Source organism: Altererythrobacter chaiwopuensis (assembly GCF_054957735.1).
Window position 1 is genome coordinate 13,597 of the sequence record NZ_JBTXJF010000001.1, and the last position, 21,345, is coordinate 34,941.

Here is a 21,345-nt window from a genome sequence, read left to right on the forward strand (position 1 = left end):
GAAGGCGGCAATGGCCAGAGCTTCAGACGTTGTGCACCGCCTTCACCCACGGACCGAAGGGCGAATTGCCCAGCATGGCGACCTGCGTTTCCGCACTCACCTTGTTGATTGCTTCCTGCGGCTTGGCGCCGGGATGCACAGCGCGGCGCAGCGGGCGGGTGCCCGCGGGCATGGCGATGATCTCTGCTATGGCATGGGGAACGTCCATCGGGTCGGCGGTGCGGCGTGTGCCGTCTTCCTTGCCCATGCGGTCAACCAGCGCGGGATAGGCGTCGGCCTGTTCGGGCGTCAGCCGGTCCTTGAGTTCGCTCGCAAGCTGGTTGCGATTGACCCACACCTTGGTGGGATAGCCGCCGGGCTGGATCACGCATACCTCGACGCCGTGCGGCACGAGTTCATAGGCCATCGCCTCGCTCATGGCCTCGAGCGCAAACTTGGTGGGCGAATAGTGGCCTGAGGAAGGCACGATTACCCGCCCCAGTTGCGAGGAGATGTTGAACACCAGCCCGCTTTTCGCTGCACGCATTCCGGGCAGCACCGCGCGCGCCATGCGGTGCGGGCCATAGACGTTGGTGTCGAAGATCAGCTGCGTTGCGATCATGTCCTGCAGCTCGATCGGCCCGGCATAGCCGACTCCGGCGTTGTTGATCAGGACATCAATCGGGCCGCCATTGATCCGCTCGGCCTCGGCCACGCCGGCCCCGACCTGCTCGTCGGAAGTCACGTCAATCTCGATAACATGCAGGTCGAGCTGCTCCTTTTCCGCCAGCTGGCGCAATTCGTCCGCCTCGGGGCGGGGGAGGCCCCGCATTGTAGCGAACACGCGCGCGCCAAGGCGGGCATAATGTTCCGCGCCAAGTCGCCCGAAACCCGATGAGCATCCGGTGATCAGGATCGACTTGCCTGACAAGTTGGCGTCGGCAGCAACCTGATCGGGCTGTGCAAAGGAAGCGGTGGCGGCAAAGGCGCCGGTTGCTGCGGCCCCGGCAAGCAGGGAACGACGATCGATTTGAGGCATGGCAAAAAGCTCCTTGGAAGCCACAACGCACAAGATGGCAGGTCTATCCCTGCAAACGCAACGCCAAGTCGCTCATAAAGCGGGCATCGTCGCCGCTGGCAAGCCATTCAGCCTCCGCCGCGATGGCGCCAAGCATATGGGCAAGCTCGTCCAGCTCGCTCTTGGCATAATTGCCCAGCACATGGCCGGTGACGCGGTCCTTGTGGCCGGGATGCCCAATCCCGATCCGCACGCGGCGGAAATCGGCTCCGAGATGCTGGTCGATCGAGCGCAAACCATTATGCCCCGCCGTGCCGCCGCCCTGCTTCACCTTGACCTTGAACGGGGCGAGGTCGAGCTCGTCATGGAACACAGTGAGGGCATCGGTACCGAGCTTGTAGAAGCGCAGCGCTTCACCCACGCAGCGCCCGCTTTCGTTCATGAAGGTCGCGGGCTTCAGGATCAGGATCTTGTGCGTGCCAATCCGGCCTTCCTGCACCCATCCTTGAAACTTCTTCTGCACCGGGCTGAATCCATGCATGTCGGCGATGACATCCACGGCCATGAAACCGACATTGTGCCGGTGCATCGCATAACCCGGTCCGGGATTTCCAAGGCCAACCCAAATCTGCATCTGCGCGCCCTAGCATAAGCTCGCAAAATGCAAACTACGCTTGCGAATTCCGATTGTTGTGGCTTCATCCGGAATGTAACTGGGCCTGGCAATATTTTCGGGATGATCGCCAATGAAGTTCAATATCGTTTTCGCCTCTATGGCGCTGCTTGCCCTGACGGCATGTGCAACCACCGAGCCGGGCTGGACGGGGCAGGGTGCCGTTCCCTTTGGTGAGGCAAAAGCCGCCTGCGAAAGCTCCACTGCCGGCATAGATGGTGAAGGGGCGCGCCATGATGCTATGACAGACTGCATGGCGTCCAAAGGCTGGACGCGCGACTAAGGTCGCTTTCCCAAAAGCAAAACGCCAGGGCTCTTTCGAACCCCGGCGCCTTGGTGATTTCGCGCTTTTGCGAAGCGTGGCTTACTCGGCTTCGCCTTCAGCTTCATCTGCTTCGTCGCCGCCCTGTTCAGTGGCTTCGACTTCGTCAGCCGCAACTTCTTCCTCAGCGTCAGATTCGGCACCTTCGGCCTTCTTGAGCGCGGACGGAGCGACCAGCGTAGCGATGGTGAAGTCACGATCGGTGATCGCGCTCTCGCTGCCTTCGGGCAGGTTGACTTCGCTGATGTGGATCGAATCGCCCACTTCCTTGCCGGTGACGTCGATCACGATCTCACCGGGGATCTTGTCGTTTTCGCAGATCAGCTCGATCTCGTGACGCACAACATTGAGCACGCCGCCCTTCTTGAGGCCGGGCGATGCTTCTTCATTGGCGAACACGACCGGAACCGAAACTTCGATCTTGCCGCCTTTGGTCATGCGCAGGAAATCGGCATGTTCGGGGCGATCGGTGACCGGATGGAGCGCCACGTCCTTGGGCAGGGTGCGGATTCGCTTGCCGCCAAGGTCGATCTCGACGATCGAGTTCATGAAGTGGCCAGTGCCCAGCTGGCGGGCCAGTTCCTTCGCCTCGACGTGGATCATCACGGGTTCTTCTTTTCCGCCATAAATCACAGCGGGTACACGGCCATCGCGACGCAATGCACGGGAGGCTCCCTTGCCAGCCCGTTCGCGCGCTTCGGCCGGCAGGGTCAGAGCATCGCTCATGTCACTTACCTTTCGAATTGCTTGCTTGGTTCACTTCGCGCGCCACGCCTCCAGGGATGACCATGACGCCGAAGGGCGGCCCTTTAGGGTGCTTGGCGCCGGATGGCAAGCTCTCTCGCTATTGAGCGCGGGTTACCTTGTAGCCGCGCTGGCGCAACATGGCGGCCAGCCCGTCAGGCCCCACCAGATGCGCTGCGCCCACTGCCACCATCGGTTTACGGCCGCGCTCGATTTCGGGAAGTAATTGCCCGATCCAGTCGCGGTTGCGATCAGTCAATAGTGCCGCGCGCAGCTCCGGATCGGCCAGAATGCCGCTTTCCGTAGCCTTGACCAGCGCCGCTTCATCCCCGGCCAGCCAGGCACGCCGTAATTCGCCGGGGTCCTTCCGGTGCCGGTCGAAATCGTCGATCACTCCAGTCAGGAGATCACGCTGCTCGCTTTCGGGAAGGCTGTCGAATATGCCCAGCTGCTTTTCGGCGCCTTCGAATTCGGCGATTTCCCTGCCCAGAAACTCGCGGATGATTGCGCGATCAGCGCCATTGGCGGATTCGCCCGTATCGCCCAATTGCGCCAGCAGCAGCGCCACTGCCCAGGTTTCCGTGCCGGACAGTTCGCCCGGGGTGAAGCCGGATTCGTGAATCATGCTGAACAGTCCGGGGCGGTGGCTTTGTGGAACCTTGAGTCCCACGTCGGGTTGCCCTGGCGTAGTGGCTAGTCGCGAATAGATCGCGCGAATCCCGGGCTCGTTTTCCAGCGCTGCGATTTCCACCATCAACATGCCGGCATCGGCAATTGCTGTTTCGAGTTCCGGGGTGCGCCATTGGGTACGGCTTGGCAGCGAGTGGATCGTACCGAACAGCCATGCCTGCGGTTCGCCCGAACCGACGGAAACCCGATAGAGCAGGGGCGATGCCTGCGATCCATCATCAATCGGCGCATTGTCCTGTTGGCAACCCGCCAGAACCAGCGCCGCCAGCGCAGCAAAGGCCGCTCGCCAGATCACTGGATCCTCACTACCTCGACATCGCGAGCCTTGAGCGCATCCTGCACGCTTTGCTTGCCGGCAAGGTGACCTGCGCCCACCGCTACAAATACCGAACCGGGCGTGTCGAGCCGCTCGTCAATCCATTGCGCCCAGCTGCGGTTGCGCGAATAGAGCAGCGCTTCGGCAATGTCGGGATCGGTCAGGCCTTCATTCATAAGGGCCGCCAGCGCTTCGGCATCACCCTTAATCCATTCGGCCACCATCCTGTCGAGCATCGGCTTGATTTCATCGATCCCGTCGGCTGCTTCGATCAGGAATTTGACCTGCGATGCCTGTGGCAGTTCATCGAAGATGCCGATCTGGAATTCGATCGTTTCCAGCGCCTGCTGTTCCTTTTCGCCCGCTTTGGCCAGAATGACCTTTTCCACACCGGCATCGGGGGAATAGCCCTGTTGCAGCAAGGGCAGCATTGTCATCATCATGCCGGCATACCACGGTTCGAACCGATCGAACGCCGCCGCCGGAATGCCAAGCTGCCCCATTGCCGCCTCGTAGGACGCATTTTGCTTCTCGTTCAGCAAGCTGCGCAGCGTGGCCCCCTCAGGAAGCACGCCCTTGGTCATCACCAATTGCTGCATCTGGGCGGCCATGTCAGGGGTAATCTTGATCTCGGTTACGACGCTGTCGGCCGATGCCAGTGCATTCTCGATCGCGCTGGAATACCATTCGACATTGCTGGGTAGCGCATGGACGGTGCCGAACAGGTAGATCGTGGTATCTTCATCCGCCACCTTCCACAGGGCCGGGCCCGCAAACGGGCTTTCGGCCACGGGCACCGCACCTGATGCCGCCGCCGCGCTCGCTTCTTCTTGCGCGAGAGCCGGTGCGGTCAGCAGCGTGGTGGCTGCCCCCATGGCTAAAGCGATCCTGCGGATGATTGCCGTCATTGATTGATATTCCTGTTGCAGTCGGTTGGTGCGATAGGTGATAGCCGCAGGATGACTGAACACTCAATGAAAAGGATTGATGCGGCGTTTCCTTTTGTTGGAAACGGACGATTTCCATCGCCGCGGATGCTGCGATGCGGCATTGACGGTGGGCAGGGCATGAGCCATGGGCGCTGCCCATGAGTGCTCAACCGGCCACACGCAATCCGCAGGCGTCTTTCCAGGACATGATCCTTGCGCTCCACGATTACTGGAGCGCGCAAGGCTGTGTCATCCTGCAGCCCTATGACATGCGCATGGGCGCGGGTACTTTTCACACCGCCACAACGCTGCGCGCACTGGGACCGCAGCCCTGGAACGCCGCCTTTGTCCAGCCCTGCCGCCGCCCGACCGACGGGCGCTATGGCGAAAACCCCAACCGGCTTCAGCATTACTACCAATATCAGGTGATCCTGAAACCAAGCCCGCCCGATTTGCAGGAGCTCTATCTAAAGAGCCTCGAAGTAATCGGCATCGATCCGCTGAAACACGATATCCGCTTCGTCGAGGACGATTGGGAATCGCCTACGCTGGGCGCCTGGGGGCTGGGCTGGGAGGTCTGGTGCGACGGGATGGAGGTGACCCAGTTCACCTATTTCCAGCAGATGGGCGGGTTCGATTGCAAGCCGGTGGCGGGCGAGCTGACCTACGGGCTCGAACGCCTCGCGATGTATATCCAGGGCGTCGACAATGTGTACGATCTCGCCTTCAACACGCAGGGCGTTACCTATGGCGATGTGTTCCTCGAAAACGAACGCCAGATGTCGAAGTGGAACTTCGAGGTGGCCGATACCGATGCCCTGTTCGATCTGTTTGGCAAGGCGGAGGCGGAATGCCGTAACTGCCTCGCCAACGATTTGCCCATTGCCGCCTATGAGCAGGCGATCGAGGCCAGCCACATCTTCAATCTGTTGCAGGCGCGCGGCGTGATCAGCGTGCAGGAACGCGCCAGCTACATGGGCCGCGTGCGCGATCTGGCGCGGGGCAGCTGCGAGGCGCACATGGCCAAGGAAGCGCCGATCTGGGCCGAGAAATATCCGGAGTGGTCGGCATGAGTTCGGTAGCCTTCGAATCTGGCGCACGTCATTGCGAGCGTAGCGAAGCAATCCATGGACCTGTGCGTTGGATTGCCGCGTCGCCTTCGGCTCCTCGCAATGACGGGGGTTGGGCCAATGCCTGACTTCCTCCTCGAATTGCGCAGCGAAGAGATTCCCGCCCGGATGCAGGCCGGTGCGCGGGCGGAGCTGGAAAAGCTGTTCCGTCGCGAAATGGAGAGTGCCGGGGTTACGGTTGCCGACGTCACCGTGTGGTCGACGCCGCGGCGGCTCGCGCTGATCGCGCGCGACCTGCCTGAAGCCACCGAAGCGGTGAGCGAGGAAGCCAAGGGCCCGCCCGAAGGCGCGCCTGATGCCGCAATCGAGGGTTTCTGCCGCAAGAACGGTGTCACCCGCGATCAACTGGAGCTGCGCGAAGTAAAGGGCCGCAGCACCTGGTTCGCCGTGATCGAAAAGCCGGGCAGGGCGACGAAAGACCTGCTCGCCGAAGCGATACCCACCATCATCCGCGATTTTGCCTGGCCCAAGTCGATGCGCTGGGGCGCTGCCTCGATCAGCACCGAAAGTTTGCGCTGGGTGCACCCGCTCTCGGGCATCGTCGCGATATTGGGCGAGGAGCTGGTCGATTGCGAGATTGACGGGATCGCCAGCGGCTATGCCACCAAGGGCCACCGTTTCCATTGTCCCGGCGAGATTACCATTGGCGGTGTGGACGACTATCAGGAGAAACTGCGCGCCTGCCATGTGATCGTCGACCATGAGGAACGCGCCGCGCTGATCCGCGAGGGTGCGGCAAAACTCGCGGCGGATGCAGGGATGGTGCTGGTCAAGGATGAGGGGCTGGTGATCGAGAACGCGGGGCTCACCGAATGGCCGGTGCCGCTGCTCGGGCGCTTTGACGAGGCTTTCCTCGATGTGCCGCCTGAAGTGATCCAGCTCACCGCGCGGGTGAACCAGAAGTATTTCGTGTGCAATCCTCCCCGAAACGGGGAGGGGGACCATCCGCAGGATGGTGGAGGGGCACCCTCGGCTGCTCCGCTCGCCAACGCCTTCATCTGCACCGCCAATATTGATGCGGAAGACCCGGCAGTAGTGGTTGACGGCAACCGCAAGGTGCTGGCCGCGCGGCTTTCCGATGCGCGCTTCTTCTGGGAGCAGGATCAAAAGACGCCGCTCGCTGAACATGCGAAGAAGCTGGAACGGATCACTTTCCACGAGAAGCTGGGCACCGTCGCCGACAAGGCCAAGCGCGTGGCCAAGCTGGCGCGCTGGCTTTGCGAGGAGGGGATTGTTACGAATTCTCCCCTCCCCGGTGGGGAGGGGCCGGGGGTGGGGGTTCCCACTCCTCAGGCGCCTGACACCCATCCCCAACCCCTTCCCTCAAGGGAAGGGGCTTCCTTGGCCGATCTCGCCGAACAGGCCGCGCTTTTGTGCAAGGCCGATCTCGTCACCGAGATGGTGGGCGAATTCCCCGAATTGCAGGGCCTGATGGGCGGCTATTACGCCCGCGCCGAGGGGCTGCCCGATGAGGTGACTGACGCGATCCGGGATCACTACAAGCCCGTGGGGCAGGGTGACGACGTTCCGACCGCTCCGGTGACGGTTGCGGTGTCGCTGGCCGACAAGCTGGACTCCCTTGCTGCGTTCTTCGCCATTCGTGAGAGGCCAACAGGCTCAAAGGACCCTTTCGCGCTTCGACGAGCCGCCCTTGGGATCATCGCAATTGTCCTAAAGTCTGGAGTTCGAGCAAGTTGGTCGCGCCTTCTAGATTGGGTAGTCCATAATCTCGGCTCGGTCTATGAGGGTGACAAGCTCACCATTGAGGGCACAATCGATCAAGTTGCCGCAGCCGAACAGGCGCGTGGACCTCATGCACGATGGAAGGCATTTCAGAACGAATTTCCACACGCGCTTCGAGACGATGCCTTCCCACCTATTGACGCTGACGCTGTCTTTTCGAACCTTACGAGTGCCAGCGTATCCGAAACTACGAGTGGCGTTCTGGAATTTCTCGTTGACCGCCTCAAGGTCCAGCAGCGCGAGGCCGGTGTCCGCCACGATTTGATCGACGCTGTGTTTGCGCTTGGCGGCGAGGATGACCTTGTTCGCCTGCTCGCCCGCGTCCACGCGCTACAATCCTTCATGGAAACCGAAGATGGCGCCAATCTGCTCGCAGGTTACAAGCGCGCTGCCAATATCCTGAAGAAAGAGAATTGGCGCGTAGAGCCGGAACATACCGGCGATGAAGACCCGATGGAGAATGTCGACGATCCCGAGATGCGCGAAATCTATGCGGAGCAGGGCTCGCAGCTTTCCTACACGCCCGAGGAAGCGGAAAAGGCGCTGATCGATGCGCTTGACGCTGCCGAGCCGAAGGCTGTGGCTGCGATCGAAGCCGAGGATTTCGCCGCCGCCATGTCGGCCCTGGCCAGCTTGCGCGCGCCGATCGACCGGTTCTTTGAAGAGGTGATTGTGAACGCCGAAGAAAAGCATGTGCGCGCAGCCCGCCTCGACCTGCTAGCCCGCCTGCGCGGTGCGGTGCACCAGGTGGCGGACTTCAGCCGCATCGAAGGTTGAGGAATTAACGTCAAGACACTGTTCCATGTGTTCCATCGGTTCAGACAAACAGGAATTAGAATGAACAAGACGGTCTATACATTCGGCGGCTCAGCGGATCACTCCGACCCGCGCCAGAGGGACAAGACCGTCACCGGCGGCAAGGGCGCAAACCTTGCCGAAATGGCCAGCATCGGACTGCCGGTTCCTCCCGGCTTCACCATCACCACCGAGGAATGTGTGAAGTACCTTCAGGAAGGTGCGGATTTTTCCGAAGAATTGCGCACACAAGTGGCAGATGCGCTGAAGCATATCGAAGCGACCGTGGGCAAGAAATTTGGCGATGCTGCCGATCCGCTGCTGGTTTCGGTGCGATCGGGCGCGCGGGTTTCAATGCCCGGCATGATGGACACAGTGCTCAATCTCGGCCTCAATGACGCCACGGTTGAAGGATTGGCCAGCGCATCGGGCGATGAACGCTTTGCCTGGGACAGCTATCGCCGCTTCATCCAGATGTATGCTGACGTGGTGCTGGGCCTCGATCACGGGTTGTTCGAGGAAGCGCTTGAAGTGGCCAAGGAAGACAAGGGGTATTACGCCGATACCGAGATGGAGGCGAGCGAGTGGAAGGCACTGGTCGCCGAATACAAGGCACTGGCTGAAAAGGAGCTGGGGCATCCGTTCCCGCAGGATGTGACCGAGCAGCTGTGGGGCGCGATCCGCGCCGTGTTTGACAGCTGGGATTCTGACCGTGCCAAGGTCTATCGCCGCCTCAACGATATCCCCGGCGACTGGGGCACCGCCGTGAATGTCCAGGCGATGGTGTTTGGCAATATGGGCGAAACCAGCGCCACCGGCGTTGCCTTCACCCGCGATCCTTCGACGGGCGTGCGCGCCTATTACGGCGAATATCTGATCAATGCGCAGGGCGAGGATGTGGTGGCGGGCATCCGCACGCCGCAATACCTGACCAAGGCGGCGCGCGAGGCGGCAGGCGCCAAGCCGCTGAGCATGGAAGAGGCGATGCCCGATGCCTATGCCGAGCTGGCCCGTGTGTTCGACCTGCTCGAACGCCACTACAAGGACATGCAGGACATCGAATTCACCGTGGAGCGCGGCCAGTTGTGGATGCTGCAGACCCGCAGCGGCAAGCGCACCGCCAAGGCAGCGCTGAAGATGGCTGTCGACATGGCAGGTGAGGGATTGATCGACGAAAAGACCGCGATCCTGCGCGTCGATCCGATGGCGCTCGACCAGTTGCTCCACCCCACGCTCGATCCCGATGCGCCGCGCGATGTGCTGACCAGCGGCTTGCCCGCTTCGCCGGGCGCGGCATCGGGCAAGATCGTGCTCGATGCCGATACGGCGGAACAGTTCGCTTCGCGCGGCGACAAGGTGATCCTTGTCCGCGTCGAAACCAGCCCTGAGGATATTCACGGCATGCACGCGGCGCAGGGCATATTGACCGCGCGCGGCGGGATGACGAGCCACGCCGCCGTGGTGGCGCGCGGGATGGGGCGCCCTTGCGTGTCGGGCGCGTCCGCTGTCTCGATTGACCGAGCCAGCAAGACCCTGCGGATCGGCAATCGCGAACTGAAAGAGGGCGATGTCATCACCATCGATGGCAGCAATGGGCAGGTGATGGCGGGCGAAGTGCGTACCGTAGAGCCGGAACTGGCGGGCGATTTCGGCACGCTGATGGTATGGGCAGACCGGCACCGGCGCATGCGCGTGCGCACCAATGCCGAAACCCCGGCCGATTGCCGCATGGCGCGCCAGTTCGGGGCCGAGGGCATCGGGCTGTGCCGTACCGAACACATGTTCTTCGATGCCGACAGGATACGCGCGGTGCGCCAGATGATCCTGGCCGAGAACGAGAAGACCCGCCGTGCCGCACTGGCCGAACTTCTGCCCGAACAGCGCGCGGATTTCCGCGAGATATTTGCAGTGATGGCGGGTTTGCCGTGCACGATCCGGCTGCTCGATCCGCCGCTGCACGAATTCCTGCCGCATGAGGATGCGGATTTTGCCGATCTGGCCGATGCTACCGGGCTGGGGGTCGATCACCTGAAGCGCCGGGCGGCGGAATTGCACGAATTCAATCCCATGCTGGGCCATCGCGGCTGCCGGTTGGGAATCACTTTCCCCGAAATCTACGAGATGCAGGCGCGCGCGATTTTCGAGGCGGCTTGCGAAATCGCCAGGAGCGGAGCCGATACGCCGGTGCCGGAAATCATGATCCCGCTGGTCGCAACCAGGCGCGAGCTCGAACTTCTCAAGGCGTTAATCGACAGGACCGCACGGCAAGTGTTTGAGGAGACCGGCTGCCCGGTCGATTACCTTGTTGGCACCATGATTGAATTGCCGCGCGCCGCCTTGATGGCGGGCGATATCGCGAAGGAAGGCGCCTTCTTCAGTTTCGGCACCAACGATCTGACGCAGACCACTCTGGGCCTTTCGCGCGACGATTCAGCACGGTTCCTTGCGCAGTATGTTGAAAAGGGCATTTTCCCGCGCGATCCATTTGTCAGCCTCGATATTGATGGCGTCGGCCAGCTGGTCGAAATGGCGGCGGAGCGGGGCAGGGCGACCCGGCCCGACATCAAGCTGGGCATCTGCGGCGAGCATGGCGGCGACCCGGCGAGCATAGCGTTCTGCGAGCAGGTCGGGCTCGATTATGTCTCGGCCTCGCCATATCGGGTGCCGATTGCACGGCTTGCGGCGGCCCAGGCCGCACTCAAATAGCTGGCGTTGCAGGCTTAGCGCCAGCCCGTAAGCGTCAGGATCTGGAAGGTTTCGGCCACGCGGCCGTCTTCGTCCTTGAGTGCCTCGAATGCAGATTTCGCCCGGGCGAAAGCCGCCTTGCCCAGCGGCGGGGGCGCATCGGCCAGCACATTGGTCAGCGCCTGCTCGCGCAGGTCGGCGACAAGGCGATCAAGGCTGCGATAGCGCACGCTGAGCTTGTGGGTGTCGATGACCAGCTTGGCGAAGCCTGCGCGCTGCATCAGCGAAGTGGCGGCGCGGTCGTCGATCTGCGGATGGATGCGGGCCGAAGGGCGCTCGCCATCGGCGGCGAGCATGATCCGGCGCAGCGCAGTAAGGCTCCCCGCGCCCACGAACTGCGCAATCAGGAGCCCCTCGGGCGTCAACGCATTGCGGATATGGAGCAGCGCACCGGGTAAATCGTTGACCGTATCGAGCCGCCCGAAAGTGAGGATCAGATCGAAGGGTCCCCCGTCAATCGGCTGCTCCTCATCGATGGCGGGAAGGGAGGTGACTCTGCTGCCAAGTTGTCCAAGGTGACGGGCGATTTCTCCGGTCCGGTGGCCGACTATCAGCGCGCGCGATGGCTCAAGGCGCATGAAATCGAGCCGTTCGATGATGTCGCGCTGCATTTCGTCTGCCAGCCAGCTTGCAGTTTCGTTCCACCGTGACAGCGACGCCGCCCGCATGGCGCGGGCGTTCCTGCGGCGGTTCGAAAAGATCCGTGGAACGCGGGCTTCGGTCATCTGTGGCGCCCTGCCGTGCTTGCCAGTGATGCGCAAGAGGTGCAGCATGCTGCAATGGGTCGCGCCAAATGGATTTCCGCTTCGTTTTCGCGTGTTTTCGCGCCGCTCGTCGACCTCGTTTTTCCCCCGCGTTGCCCGCTGTGCGGCGAAGCGACAGCAGCCCAGGCGGGGCTGTGCGGCGCGTGTTGGGGTCAGCTCGTTATTCCGGGCGAACCGGCGTGCATCAGTTGCAGCAGGCCATTTGCGCCCGGCAGCGGTCTTGAAAACAGCCAATGTGCTGTGTGCATCGCCACGCCGCCAAGCCACGCCGGGATTGCTGCTGCAACGCTCTATAACGATACCTCGCGCCGCCTCATCCTTGCTTTCAAGCACGGGCGCAAAATCGCGCTTGCGCCGCAACTGGCCAGGCTGATGGCGGCGAAATTGCCCGATTCTGAAGCATCACCCCCGTTGATTATTCCGGTGCCTCTGCATCGCTGGCGGCTTTGGCGCAGAGGCTTCAACCAGGCCGCATTGCTGGCACGGGAATTGGCGCGCAGTGGCAAAGGGGAACTGTTGGTGGATGCGTTGGTGCGCGCTAAGGCCACGCCCATGCTGGGCGGAATGCGAAAGCAGGCGCGGCAGCGGGCTTTAGGCGGAGCTATTCGCATCAACCGCCCGCGTGCGGCGAAACTTCAAGGGCGATCCGTAATCCTGGTTGATGACGTCCTGACCAGCGGAGCGACCAGCGATGCCTGCATCACCGCGCTGAAAAAGGCTGGCGCGGCAGAAGTCACGATGTGCTGTTTTGCACGGGTTCTGGACGAGGCCCTGCACGGAAACACCGCCGGGATCAGTGCGATTGTGGAGCAGCGTCGAAGTCCTGCGAAAACATAACGCCCGAGGTCTGGAAGACCCCGGGCGCCACGTGACGAAAAAATACGAACCCGCTTCAATGAAGCTAAGGTGGCCTCCCCCTTTGCGGCCACCCGGGCTCTATCCCTCATCGTTTCGCCGGAAGCGCTCATCCTTGCTGGAGAGCCGCATCCCGGATTGCCCCCTGAACCTGGCGCTTATGTCGCACCTGTATTCGGCGGGCGAGCAAGTGCTCGCGGGCGTTAACTCTCACTGGGCGGCTCAACTTCATAGCCAGAATTGGATTGCGCGTGGATTTTGCGAGCCATCTGTGGTTATCGTGCAACAAGCGAAGGCTGCTAAATACCCGTCCACAGAAGGGATTTTGAGTGATCAATAAAACCCAGAAACAAGTTCCGCGCGATGAGACTTCCACCTTCATGCCAAAGTTTGATTCGCAAGGATTGCTAAGCGCGGTGGTGACGGATGCCGGATCGAAGGACGTTCTAATGGTTGCGTATATGAATCGCGAGGCGCTGGATGCCACCATCGCCAGCGGCGTCGCCCATTTCTGGTCGCGATCGCGGCAACGTTTGTGGAAGAAGGGTGAAACTTCAGGAAACGTCTTGAAGGTGGCGGAATTGCTGGTCGATTGCGATCAGGATGCGATCGTGATCCGGGCCGAGCCTGCAGGCCCGGCATGCCACACGGGCGCGCGCTCTTGCTTTTATCGCCGGCTTGAGAACGGCGCTCTCGTTAGGGTCAATTCTTGACGCTAACGTAAAGGGAAGTTATATCCTTTTGCATGGCTACAGCACAAGCAAACCAACCTCCCTCCAATGGCGATACAAAGCACGCGGGAGCTCATCTCGAGCGCCCTGACAAGTTGGAGCGCGAGCAATATTCGATCTCCGACTTGACCTCGGAGTTCGATTGCACCGCCCGCGCGCTGCGCTTTTACGAGGACGAAGGCCTTATCTCTCCCGCCCGCGTGGGATTGACCCGCGTCTATTCAAAGCGCGACCGGGCCCGACTTGCCTGGATCATGCGAGCGAAAAACGTCGGCTTCAGCCTCAATGAAATTCGCGAGATGATCGATCTATACGATCTCGGCGATGGCCGGGTCGAACAACGCCGCGTCACGGTGGAAAAGTGCAAGTCGCATGTGGCCAAGTTGAAGGGGCAACGCGCCGACATCGATTCCTCGATCAAGGAACTGACAGAGTTCATCAAACTGATCGAGAATCTTGACTTCGATTTCTGATCGCTGACCCAGCAAAAATCCAAATCAATACCAAGGACACACAGATGCCCAGCTACACCGCCCCAAACCGCGATTTCCGATTCATTATCAATGAGATGCTTGATCTTGGAAGCCATGGCAATCTGCCCGGTTTCGAGCATGCCAGCGAAGATATGGTCAATTCGATCCTGGAGGAATCGGGCAAATTCACTTCTGAAGTGATCGCTCCGCTCAACCAGATCGGCGACCGTGAAGGTTGTGTCCGTCATGAAGATGGTTCGGTAACCACCCCAACCGGTTTCAAGCAGGCATTTGACCAGTATCGCGAAGCCGGCTGGGGAACATTGACCCAGCCGGAGGAGCTGGGCGGACAGGGCTTGCCGCAGGTGATCGGCTTTGCGCTCAAGGAAATGATGAGCTCTGCCAACATGGCCTTCGGTATGTATCCCGGGCTCACCAATGGCGCGATCGCGGCGTTGCTGGCCAAGGGTAGCCCTGAGCAGATCGAGAAATATGTACCGCGCATGGTCTCATGCGAGTGGACCGGCACCATGAACCTGACCGAACCGCATTGTGGCACCGATCTGGGCCTGATCCGCACCAAGGCGGAGCCGCAGGCCGATGGCAGTTATCTGATCACCGGCACCAAGATCTTCATTTCCGCCGGAGAGCACGACCTGGCGGACAACATCATCCATCTGGTGCTGGCCAAGACACCGGGCGCGCCCGACAGTACCAAGGGTATCTCGCTGTTTGTGGTGCCCAAATTCCTGGTCAATGACGACGGTTCGCTGGGCGATCGCAATGGCGTGAGCTGCGGCTCGATCGAACACAAGATGGGCATCCACGGCAATTCGACCTGCGTGCTCAATTATGACGAGGCCAAAGGCTGGCTTGTCGGCGAGGAGAACAAAGGCCTGGCGGCGATGTTCATCATGATGAACGAAGCGCGCCTGGGCGTCGGCATGCAGGGGCTGTCACAGGCCGAAGTCGCATACCAGAATGCGGTCGCCTATGCGCTTGACCGGCGCCAGGGCCGCGCACTGACCGGCCCGGCCGATCCCGAGGCCAAGGCCGATCCGATCTTCGTCCATCCCGACGTTCGCCGCATGCTGATGGATGCCAAGGTGTTCAACGAAGGCATGCGCGCGCTGTGCCTGTGGGGAGCGTTGCAGGAAGACCTTAGCCACAAGGCGCCCGATGAGGGCGATCGCAAGACGGCGATGGACATGATCAGTCTGCTCACCCCGGTGATCAAGGGCTATGGCACCGACAAGGGCTATGAAATCGCCACCAATATGCAGCAGGTTTTTGGCGGGCACGGTTATATCGAGGAATGGGGCATGAGCCAGTTCGTGCGCGATGCCCGTATCGCCATGATCTATGAAGGCACCAATGGCGTGCAGGCGATGGATCTGTGCGGTCGCAAGCTGGCGCAGAATGGCGGCGCGGCGATCCAGGTATTCTTCGCCATGTGCGATGCAGACATTGCCGCTGCCAAGGAAGTGGATGGGCTCAAGGATATTGCCGAAGCGCTAGACAAGGCGCTGGGGCAACAGAAGGCCGCAACCATGTGGTTCATGCAGAATGCCATGGCCAATCCCAACAATCTGGGCGCGGGTGCGCACCATTATATGCACATCATGGGTATCGTGACACTGGGGCTGATGTGGCTGCGCATGGCCAAGGTGGCGCTCGAGAAGCTTGCCAGCGAGCCATCGGACAAGGGCTTTTACGAGGCGAAGCTGGTTTCGGCTCGCTATTATGCCGAACGCTACCTGCCCGATGCCGGTGCGCTGCGCCGCAAACTCGAAGCGGGCGCGGAAGCGATGATGGCGCTGGATGCGGAGGCGTTCCAGACGGCGGCGTGATGATACGGGGCACTACAAACCGGTACAACTGAAGGCTTGGATCGCGGCATCAGTGCGTTAGACGCCAATGCCAGATTCATGCTGAAGAGTGTACCGCATCATGCTAAAATCCCGATCATTCGCTGTGACCATATCCGTTTTGCTGGTGGCTTCGCCACCTCCTCTAGCCGCCTCTGACGGACATGCTGCAGCTACTTCTCAGGCCATGCTCGACGCATTGCATGAAGTCTCCGGCGTGCCCGGGTTCGGGGCTGCAGTCTGGCAGGAGGGCGGCACCGTCTGGATTGGATCGACAGGGATGCGTGACCGCGAAAGGTCGCTGCCTGTCGAGATTGACACGCGCTTCCGCCTTGCCTCGGTTTCGAAGCTGTTTGCAGCCACCGCGTTGGCGAAACTGGCAGAGGAAGGCCGAATCGATCTCGATACGCCGATTGCTGAAACCTTGCCGTGGCTCGACAATGCTTGGCTGCCAATCACCCCGCGGCAACTGGCCGCTCATACATCGGGGCTACCGCATTATCAGGCAGCAGACAGCGAGCGCGGTGGAATACATTATGCCAACGGGCGTGATGCAGTGGAGATATTCGCAAAACGCCCACTGTTGGCCCCACCTGGAGAGGGTTACAGCTATTCTTCATGGGGCTACACGCTGCTAGGGGCGATTGCTGAGGAACTGACTGGCGAGAGCTTTCCCGCCCTGGTGGAGAAGGCCATTGCACCCGGGCTCGACGTCGGTGCCGATGCGACCGACTCAGGCGATCCGACGGCGAGCGTGGCATATGAATTTGTCGACGCGGTCCCCGCCCGAGCGGCGCCACATGACTTCAGTTACACTTGGGGTGGGGGCGGCTTGATGGCGAGCGCCGCTGGACTTGCGCGTTTCGGCGGTGCGATGCTGGAGAACAGGATTGTCTCACGGGAAACCTTTGACAGCATGGTCGAGCCGACCGTCCTGAATTCCGGCGAGGTGGCGGCTGATGCCGACTACACCGTTGGCTTCGGCTGGCGCGCCGCCAATTCAATCGATAACGAACCGATCGTGTTCCATAATGGCGTGACGATTGGAGCGCGATCTTCCCTGGTCCTTTGGCGCGAAGAGGGCACCGCCGCCACGATACTGTCCAACGCTCGGTGGACGTCTTCGATCGAATCGACCAGCCAGATGCTCGCTGCGCCGTTCCGCCGCAAACCTGAAGGCTTGGTAGAAGCCGATTGCCCGGTCAGCGTCCGGCGTTTTTCAGGCACACTGGGAGACAACAGCGTTGCGGGGTTGGTGCAGTTTCACAAGAAGGACGGGATATGTCAGGGCACGCTTGAGTTGACTGGAGTGTTCCGCGATTATTTCGGCCAAGGCCCGCAACCGGTAAACGGACGGATACAAATTATCGGGATCGATAAGGAAGGCGGCCTGTCGCGCGCCGGGTTCGTGACACCTTACGGCATCTACGACCTGCGAGCGGAGCAGGATGGGCGATTCCGGGCGAAGCTTTCGCGTACTCGCCAACTCGATATCGCTTTCGGCGATTAGACGCTTCATTCCACCGGCAGGAAATCGGGGACCGACAGATAGCGTTCACCGGTATCGTAATTGAAACCGATCACGCGGGTCCCGGTATCGAAATCCGCCAGCTTCTGAGCGATCGCGGCCAGGGTGGCGCCCGATGAGATACCCACCAGCATGCCTTCTTCACGCGCAGCGCGGCGCGCCATTTCCTTGGCATCTTCCGGCTCGACCTGGATTGCACCGTCGATCGACTGAGTATGAAGGTTGCCCGGAATAAAACCGGCACCGATCCCCTGGATCGGGTGGGGGCCGGGCTGGCCGCCGCTGATTACCGGGCTGAGCGTCGGCTCGACCGCATAGGCCTTCATCTCGGGCCATTCGCGCTTCAGCACCTCGGCGCATCCCGTCAGGTGTCCGCCGGTACCAACGCCGGTGATCAGGACTGCAGGCGGTGTGTCGGCGAAGTCGGCGATGATTTCCTTTGCCGTAGTGTTGGCATGGACCTTCCAGTTCGCCTCATTGTCGAACTGGCTTGGCATCCACGAATTGGGGGTCTGTGCGACCAGCTCGCTGGCGCGCTCGATCGCTCCCTTCATGCCTTTTTCCTTGGGCGTGAGGTCGAACGATGCGCCATAGGCGAGCATCAACCGCCTCCGTTCAAGCGACATCGATTCCGGCATTACCAGAACCAGCTTGTAACCTTTGACCGCGGCGACCATCGCCAGGCCGATGCCGGTGTTGCCGCTGGTAGGCTCTATGATTGTGCCGCCGGGCTTCAATGCCCCGGTCTTTTCTGCATCCTCGATCATGGCAAGGCCGATGCGGTCCTTGATCGAGCCACCAGGATTGGCGCGTTCCGATTTGATCCAGACTTCGTGATCTGGGAACATGCGTGACAGGCGGATATGCGGAGTGCGACCGATGGTCTCGAGGATGTTTGCGGCTTTCATGTCAGGCCTCCTGGGTTTTGCTTTCTGCGTGTTTGAGCACGATTTCATCGGGCGGATCAAATGTCCTGGTGGTTCTTAGCACAGGAAACAGCCTGCTCCACAGCGCCACAGTGATGATCGCGCCAGTGCCGCCGGTGACCACCGCCGCCACGGGGCCGAACAGGAATGCCAGGCTGCCGGAGAAAAAATCGCCGAACTCATTCGAAGCGCTGATCGTGAGCAAGCTGACCGAGGATACCCGCCCGCGCTTGTCATCCGGGGTGTGAAGCTGGATCAGCGATTGGCGGATATACACGCTGAACATGTCAGCCGCGCCGACAATGAACAGCATCGCCAGGCTAAGCGGCATCGAAGTGGAAAGGCCGAATACGATCGTGGCGAGCCCGAACACGAATACCGCCCACAGCATCTTGGGGCCAACGTTGTTTTCAAGCGGTCTGAAACTGAACCAGGCGGCAGTGAGCGCAGCGCCCGCAGCAGGCGCCATGGCAAGCTGGGCCAGGCCCGTCTCTCCAACCTCCAGGATGTCCCGCGCATACACCGGAAACAGCGCAGTTGCCCCGGCCAGGAATACTGCGAACAGGTCAAGCGTGATCGCGCCCAGCACCATCTTGTTGTGGCGGACATAGCGAATGCCGTCGAGCATCTGGCCGATCGGATGTTGCCCTTTGCGCAGCGGCGGCTGTGGCACTTTGCCAATCAGGCTCAAGGCAACGATCGCAACGCCGAACAGTACGCTCGCCGCGATATAGGGGAGGGAGGGCAGCACCGAAAAGGTATACCCGCCGATGAACGGCCCCACGATCATGCCCACCTGCCACGAAATGCTGGATAGTGCGATGGCGTTGGGCAGTATTTTCCGGGGAACGAGGTTGGGGGCCAGCGCTGATAATGCCGGCCCGGAAAAGGCGCGTGCAACACCCAGCAAAACCGCCACAGTGAACAGGATCGGCAAGGTGATGGCGTTGTGCCAGGTTGCCCAGGCAAGAGCGGCAGAGCAGACGAGTTGCAGAACAACCGTTAGCCGGCCGAGGCTCCTGCGATCGAACTTGTCTGCGGCCAGGCCCACGAATGGCGTCAACACGAACAGCGGCGCAAATTGCAGCAGGCCAATCAGCGCCAGTTGCCCCGATGCTGCGGCGACGCTCATCCCGCCATCGCGCGCGATATTGTAGGTTTGCCATCCGATGATCAGCAGCATGGCATATTGCGCCAGCGTCATGCTGAGGCGGCTGACCCAATAGGCGCGGAAATTGGCTACGCGAAAGGGGTGCGTCGCTTCTGGCGGGCTGGACGGTGTCAGTGGGGTATCGCTCACCACCGTGCAATGGCAGGGGGCAGGCCCGCTGCCAAGCCATCAAAAGCTATCCAGCTTTGTAGTAAGTTTTTTGGGGAGCGCCGCCTCAGTCAGCGCAGGCGGCGCAAGCGTGGATTGGGCTGCAACTGGTCGATCACTGCCATGAAATCGTCAAGGCGGATGATCCTTTCGAACTGGAACCCGGCGCGCTCGTCATGACACCAGATCACATAAGCTTCGATCCGGCCCACCACCGGCAGGCGGATAATAACCCGGTCGCCGCGTTGGAGCCCTTCGGCATCGTCGACCATGAAGCCGTGCGCAGAAAGATTGGCGACATGCAGCTTCAGGTCACCCAAGCGGCGATGTTCGGCAATGACCGGGAAATCGACGGGGTGCCGCGCGGCGCGGCGCAGGTCGGTCACACTGAGATTGGCTCCGGCGTTCACGGTTACAAGCCTCCAAGCATTGTTCTTCTATCGCTAGATGCTGGAGAAAGGCTGACATTTGGTAAAGATGTGCTGCGCCAAAACGGGACGGACGGCCCGTTTGAGCCCTGATCCGGGTTCGATTAACCGCTTTTTCAGAGGCTTACGGCGGTTAACGCGTAATGATGCCGTGTTTCTTTTTGCCCAGGCTGAGCTTGCGCTGTTCGCCTTCAGCAATTTCGATCAGCAAGCCAGGGTCGCTTATGACCTGGTCATCAAGCTTCACCGCACCTTCAGCCAGCTTGCGCTTGGCTTCGCCATTCGACGCGGTGAACCCGATCGCAGTCAGCAAGGCACCGATGCGCATGCCTTCAATGCCCACGGCTAAGGTTGGGAGATCTTCGCCAGCACCGCCGCCGGCAAAGGTTTCATGCGCGGTAGCTTCCGCAGCCAGTGCTGCTTCCTCGCCCCGCACCAGCCTGGTCACTTCGTTCGCCAGCACTACCTTGGCCTGGTTGATTTCCGCACCTTCGAGCGCTTCCAGCCGCGCCACCTCGTCCAGCGGCAGATCCGTGAACAGCCGCAGGAAGCGGCCAACATCGCGGTCATCGCAATTGCGCCAGTATTGCCAGAAGTCGTAGCTGGGCAACTGATCTTCGTTGAGCCAAACCGCGCCTGCCGCAGTCTTGCCCATCTTGGCCCCGTCAGCCGTGGTCAGCAGCGGCGTGGTAAGCCCGAAAACTTCCCTGCCCTCCATCCGGCGGGTCAGCTCGATCCCGTTGACGATATTGCCCCACTGGTCGCTGCCACCCATTTGCAGCCGGCAATCGTGCAGCAGTGCCAGTTCGCGGAAATCATAGGCCTGCAGGATCATGTAGTTGAATTCGAGAAAGGTCAGCGGCTGTTCGCGTTCGAGCCGCAGCTTGACCGAATCAAACGTGAGCATGCGGTTGATAGTGAAGTGAGGTCCAACCGTGCGCAGCAATTCGATATAGCCGAGCTTGTTCAACCAATCATCGTTATCGACCATCACCGCGTCGGTCGGACCGTCACCGAAAGTCAGCAGCCGTTCGAATACCGTGCGGATCGACGCGATATTCGCCTGGATGGCTTCGGGCGTGAGCAGTTTGCGGCTTTCGTCCTTACCCGAAGGGTCGCCCACCTTGGTGGTGCCGCCGCCCATCAGGACGATCGGCTTGTGGCCGGCTTGCTGCAGGCGGCGCAGCATCATGATCTGCACCAACGATCCGACATGCAGGCTGGGCGCGGTGGCATCGAAGCCGATATAGCCGGGCACGATCTGGTTTTGGGCAAGCTTGTCCAGCCCGGCCGCATCGGTCATCTGGTGGATATAGCCGCGCTCGCCGAGCAGGCGCAGCAGGGTGGACTTGTGTTCCGACATCGTGCTC

19 protein-coding genes are annotated in these 21,345 nt (G+C 61.0%); 9 read left to right on the forward strand and 10 right to left on the reverse strand.

The window, feature by feature from the left end; all coding sequences use genetic code 11:
* Positions 1 to 22: 22 nt before the first annotated feature.
* Positions 23 to 1,018 (reverse strand): SDR family oxidoreductase, encoded by a 996-nt coding sequence (locus ACX3VQ_RS00070; protein WP_462578933.1) that lies wholly within the window; start codon positions 1,016 to 1,018, stop codon positions 23 to 25.
* A gap of 43 nt (positions 1,019 to 1,061) precedes the next feature.
* Positions 1,062 to 1,631: an aminoacyl-tRNA hydrolase gene (pth, locus tag ACX3VQ_RS00075; protein WP_462578934.1), complete on the reverse strand. Its 570-nt coding sequence runs from the start codon at positions 1,629 to 1,631 to the stop codon at positions 1,062 to 1,064.
* A 112-nt stretch (positions 1,632 to 1,743) separates the two neighbouring features.
* Between pth and ACX3VQ_RS00080 the strand changes: the two genes are divergently transcribed.
* Positions 1,744 to 1,953, forward strand: a complete 210-nt coding sequence (locus ACX3VQ_RS00080; protein ID WP_462572230.1) for a hypothetical protein — start codon at positions 1,744 to 1,746, stop codon at positions 1,951 to 1,953.
* An 81-nt stretch (positions 1,954 to 2,034) separates the two neighbouring features.
* Here the strand turns inward: ACX3VQ_RS00080 and ACX3VQ_RS00085 are convergent, their stop codons facing one another.
* The 3 genes from ACX3VQ_RS00085 to ACX3VQ_RS00095 form a co-directional block, all read right to left on the reverse strand.
* The gene (locus tag ACX3VQ_RS00085) at positions 2,035 to 2,718 is read right to left on the reverse strand and encodes a 50S ribosomal protein L25/general stress protein Ctc (protein WP_462572228.1); all 684 of its coding nucleotides are present in this window, start codon (positions 2,716 to 2,718) and stop codon (positions 2,035 to 2,037) included.
* A gap of 118 nt (positions 2,719 to 2,836) precedes the next feature.
* A complete protein-coding gene (locus ACX3VQ_RS00090) occupies positions 2,837 to 3,721 on the reverse strand; it encodes a TraB/GumN family protein (RefSeq protein WP_462578935.1) in 885 nt (294 codons plus the stop codon).
* The gene (locus ACX3VQ_RS00095; protein ID WP_462578936.1) at positions 3,718 to 4,650 is read right to left on the reverse strand and encodes a TraB/GumN family protein; all 933 of its coding nucleotides are present in this window, start codon (positions 4,648 to 4,650) and stop codon (positions 3,718 to 3,720) included. The genes ACX3VQ_RS00090 and ACX3VQ_RS00095 overlap by 4 nt, the downstream gene beginning before the upstream one ends.
* 179 nt (positions 4,651 to 4,829) lie before the next feature.
* Here ACX3VQ_RS00095 and ACX3VQ_RS00100 point away from each other — a divergent pair, with 179 nt between their 5' ends.
* The 3 genes from ACX3VQ_RS00100 (at position 4,830) to ppdK (ending at position 11,045) form a co-directional block, all read left to right on the forward strand.
* A complete protein-coding gene (locus ACX3VQ_RS00100) occupies positions 4,830 to 5,744 on the forward strand; it encodes a glycine--tRNA ligase subunit alpha (protein WP_462572225.1) in 915 nt (304 codons plus the stop codon).
* A 117-nt stretch (positions 5,745 to 5,861) separates the two neighbouring features.
* Positions 5,862 to 8,321, forward strand: coding sequence for a glycine--tRNA ligase subunit beta (gene glyS / locus ACX3VQ_RS00105; protein WP_462578937.1), 2,460 nt, complete (start codon positions 5,862 to 5,864; stop codon positions 8,319 to 8,321).
* Between the two features lie 60 nt (positions 8,322 to 8,381).
* Positions 8,382 to 11,045 (forward strand): pyruvate, phosphate dikinase, encoded by a 2,664-nt coding sequence (gene ppdK, locus ACX3VQ_RS00110; RefSeq protein ID WP_462578938.1) that lies wholly within the window; start codon positions 8,382 to 8,384, stop codon positions 11,043 to 11,045.
* Between the two features lie 14 nt (positions 11,046 to 11,059).
* Here the strand turns inward: ppdK and ACX3VQ_RS00115 are convergent, their stop codons facing one another.
* Positions 11,060 to 11,809, reverse strand: a complete 750-nt coding sequence (locus ACX3VQ_RS00115; RefSeq protein WP_462578939.1) for a methyltransferase domain-containing protein — start codon at positions 11,807 to 11,809, stop codon at positions 11,060 to 11,062.
* A gap of 54 nt (positions 11,810 to 11,863) precedes the next feature.
* Here ACX3VQ_RS00115 and ACX3VQ_RS00120 point away from each other — a divergent pair, with 54 nt between their 5' ends.
* The 5 genes from ACX3VQ_RS00120 (at position 11,864) to ACX3VQ_RS00140 (ending at position 17,285) form a co-directional block, all read left to right on the forward strand.
* Positions 11,864 to 12,685, forward strand: a complete 822-nt coding sequence (locus ACX3VQ_RS00120) for a ComF family protein (protein WP_462578940.1) — start codon at positions 11,864 to 11,866, stop codon at positions 12,683 to 12,685.
* Positions 12,686 to 13,032: 347 nt separating this feature from the next.
* A complete protein-coding gene (hisI, locus tag ACX3VQ_RS00125) occupies positions 13,033 to 13,416 on the forward strand; it encodes a phosphoribosyl-AMP cyclohydrolase (protein ID WP_462572220.1) in 384 nt (127 codons plus the stop codon).
* Positions 13,417 to 13,448: 32 nt separating this feature from the next.
* Positions 13,449 to 13,907: a MerR family transcriptional regulator gene (locus ACX3VQ_RS00130; RefSeq protein ID WP_462578941.1), complete on the forward strand. Its 459-nt coding sequence runs from the start codon at positions 13,449 to 13,451 to the stop codon at positions 13,905 to 13,907.
* Between the two features lie 44 nt (positions 13,908 to 13,951).
* Entirely contained in the window at positions 13,952 to 15,757 is a 1,806-nt protein-coding gene (locus ACX3VQ_RS00135) for an acyl-CoA dehydrogenase C-terminal domain-containing protein (protein WP_462578942.1), read from the forward strand.
* Between the two features lie 205 nt (positions 15,758 to 15,962).
* On the forward strand, positions 15,963 to 17,285 hold the full coding sequence (locus ACX3VQ_RS00140) for a serine hydrolase domain-containing protein (protein ID WP_462578943.1): 1,323 nt from the start codon (positions 15,963 to 15,965) through the stop codon (positions 17,283 to 17,285).
* A gap of 5 nt (positions 17,286 to 17,290) precedes the next feature.
* Here the strand turns inward: ACX3VQ_RS00140 and cysK are convergent, their stop codons facing one another.
* The 4 genes from cysK to tyrS form a co-directional block, all read right to left on the reverse strand.
* A complete protein-coding gene (cysK, locus tag ACX3VQ_RS00145; protein WP_462578944.1) occupies positions 17,291 to 18,211 on the reverse strand; it encodes a cysteine synthase A in 921 nt (306 codons plus the stop codon).
* A 1-nt stretch (position 18,212) separates the two neighbouring features.
* Positions 18,213 to 19,529: an MFS transporter gene (locus ACX3VQ_RS00150; protein WP_462578945.1), complete on the reverse strand. Its 1,317-nt coding sequence runs from the start codon at positions 19,527 to 19,529 to the stop codon at positions 18,213 to 18,215.
* Between the two features lie 89 nt (positions 19,530 to 19,618).
* Positions 19,619 to 19,957, reverse strand: coding sequence for a PilZ domain-containing protein (locus ACX3VQ_RS00155; protein ID WP_462572213.1), 339 nt, complete (start codon positions 19,955 to 19,957; stop codon positions 19,619 to 19,621).
* A 151-nt stretch (positions 19,958 to 20,108) separates the two neighbouring features.
* Positions 20,109 to 21,338, reverse strand: a complete 1,230-nt coding sequence (gene tyrS, locus ACX3VQ_RS00160) for a tyrosine--tRNA ligase (protein WP_462578946.1) — start codon at positions 21,336 to 21,338, stop codon at positions 20,109 to 20,111.
* Positions 21,339 to 21,345 lie beyond the last annotated feature (7 nt).

Bases quoted from the DNA above. Each gene is read 5' to 3' on its own strand.
- ACX3VQ_RS00115 (WP_462578939.1), bottom strand. From the start codon at position 11,809: ATGACCGAAGCCCGCGTTCCACGGATCTTTTCGAACCGCCGCAGGAAC.
- ACX3VQ_RS00130 (WP_462578941.1), top strand. From the start codon at position 13,449: ATGGCTACAGCACAAGCAAACCAACCTCCCTCCAATGGCGATACAAAG.
- ACX3VQ_RS00140 (WP_462578943.1), top strand. From the start codon at position 15,963: ATGCTCGACGCATTGCATGAAGTCTCCGGCGTGCCCGGGTTCGGGGCT.
- ACX3VQ_RS00100 (WP_462572225.1), top strand. From the start codon at position 4,830: ATGAGTGCTCAACCGGCCACACGCAATCCGCAGGCGTCTTTCCAGGAC.
- cysK (WP_462578944.1), bottom strand. From the start codon at position 18,211: ATGAAAGCCGCAAACATCCTCGAGACCATCGGTCGCACTCCGCATATC.
- ACX3VQ_RS00095 (WP_462578936.1), bottom strand. From the start codon at position 4,650: ATGACGGCAATCATCCGCAGGATCGCTTTAGCCATGGGGGCAGCCACC.
- ppdK (WP_462578938.1), top strand. From the start codon at position 8,382: ATGAACAAGACGGTCTATACATTCGGCGGCTCAGCGGATCACTCCGAC.
- ACX3VQ_RS00135 (WP_462578942.1), top strand. From the start codon at position 13,952: ATGCCCAGCTACACCGCCCCAAACCGCGATTTCCGATTCATTATCAAT.
- glyS (WP_462578937.1), top strand. From the start codon at position 5,862: ATGCCTGACTTCCTCCTCGAATTGCGCAGCGAAGAGATTCCCGCCCGG.
- ACX3VQ_RS00120 (WP_462578940.1), top strand. From the start codon at position 11,864: ATGGGTCGCGCCAAATGGATTTCCGCTTCGTTTTCGCGTGTTTTCGCG.
- tyrS (WP_462578946.1), bottom strand. From the start codon at position 21,338: ATGTCGGAACACAAGTCCACCCTGCTGCGCCTGCTCGGCGAGCGCGGC.
- ACX3VQ_RS00070 (WP_462578933.1), bottom strand. From the start codon at position 1,018: ATGCCTCAAATCGATCGTCGTTCCCTGCTTGCCGGGGCCGCAGCAACC.
- ACX3VQ_RS00080 (WP_462572230.1), top strand. From the start codon at position 1,744: ATGAAGTTCAATATCGTTTTCGCCTCTATGGCGCTGCTTGCCCTGACG.
- ACX3VQ_RS00085 (WP_462572228.1), bottom strand. From the start codon at position 2,718: ATGAGCGATGCTCTGACCCTGCCGGCCGAAGCGCGCGAACGGGCTGGC.
- pth (WP_462578934.1), bottom strand. From the start codon at position 1,631: ATGCAGATTTGGGTTGGCCTTGGAAATCCCGGACCGGGTTATGCGATG.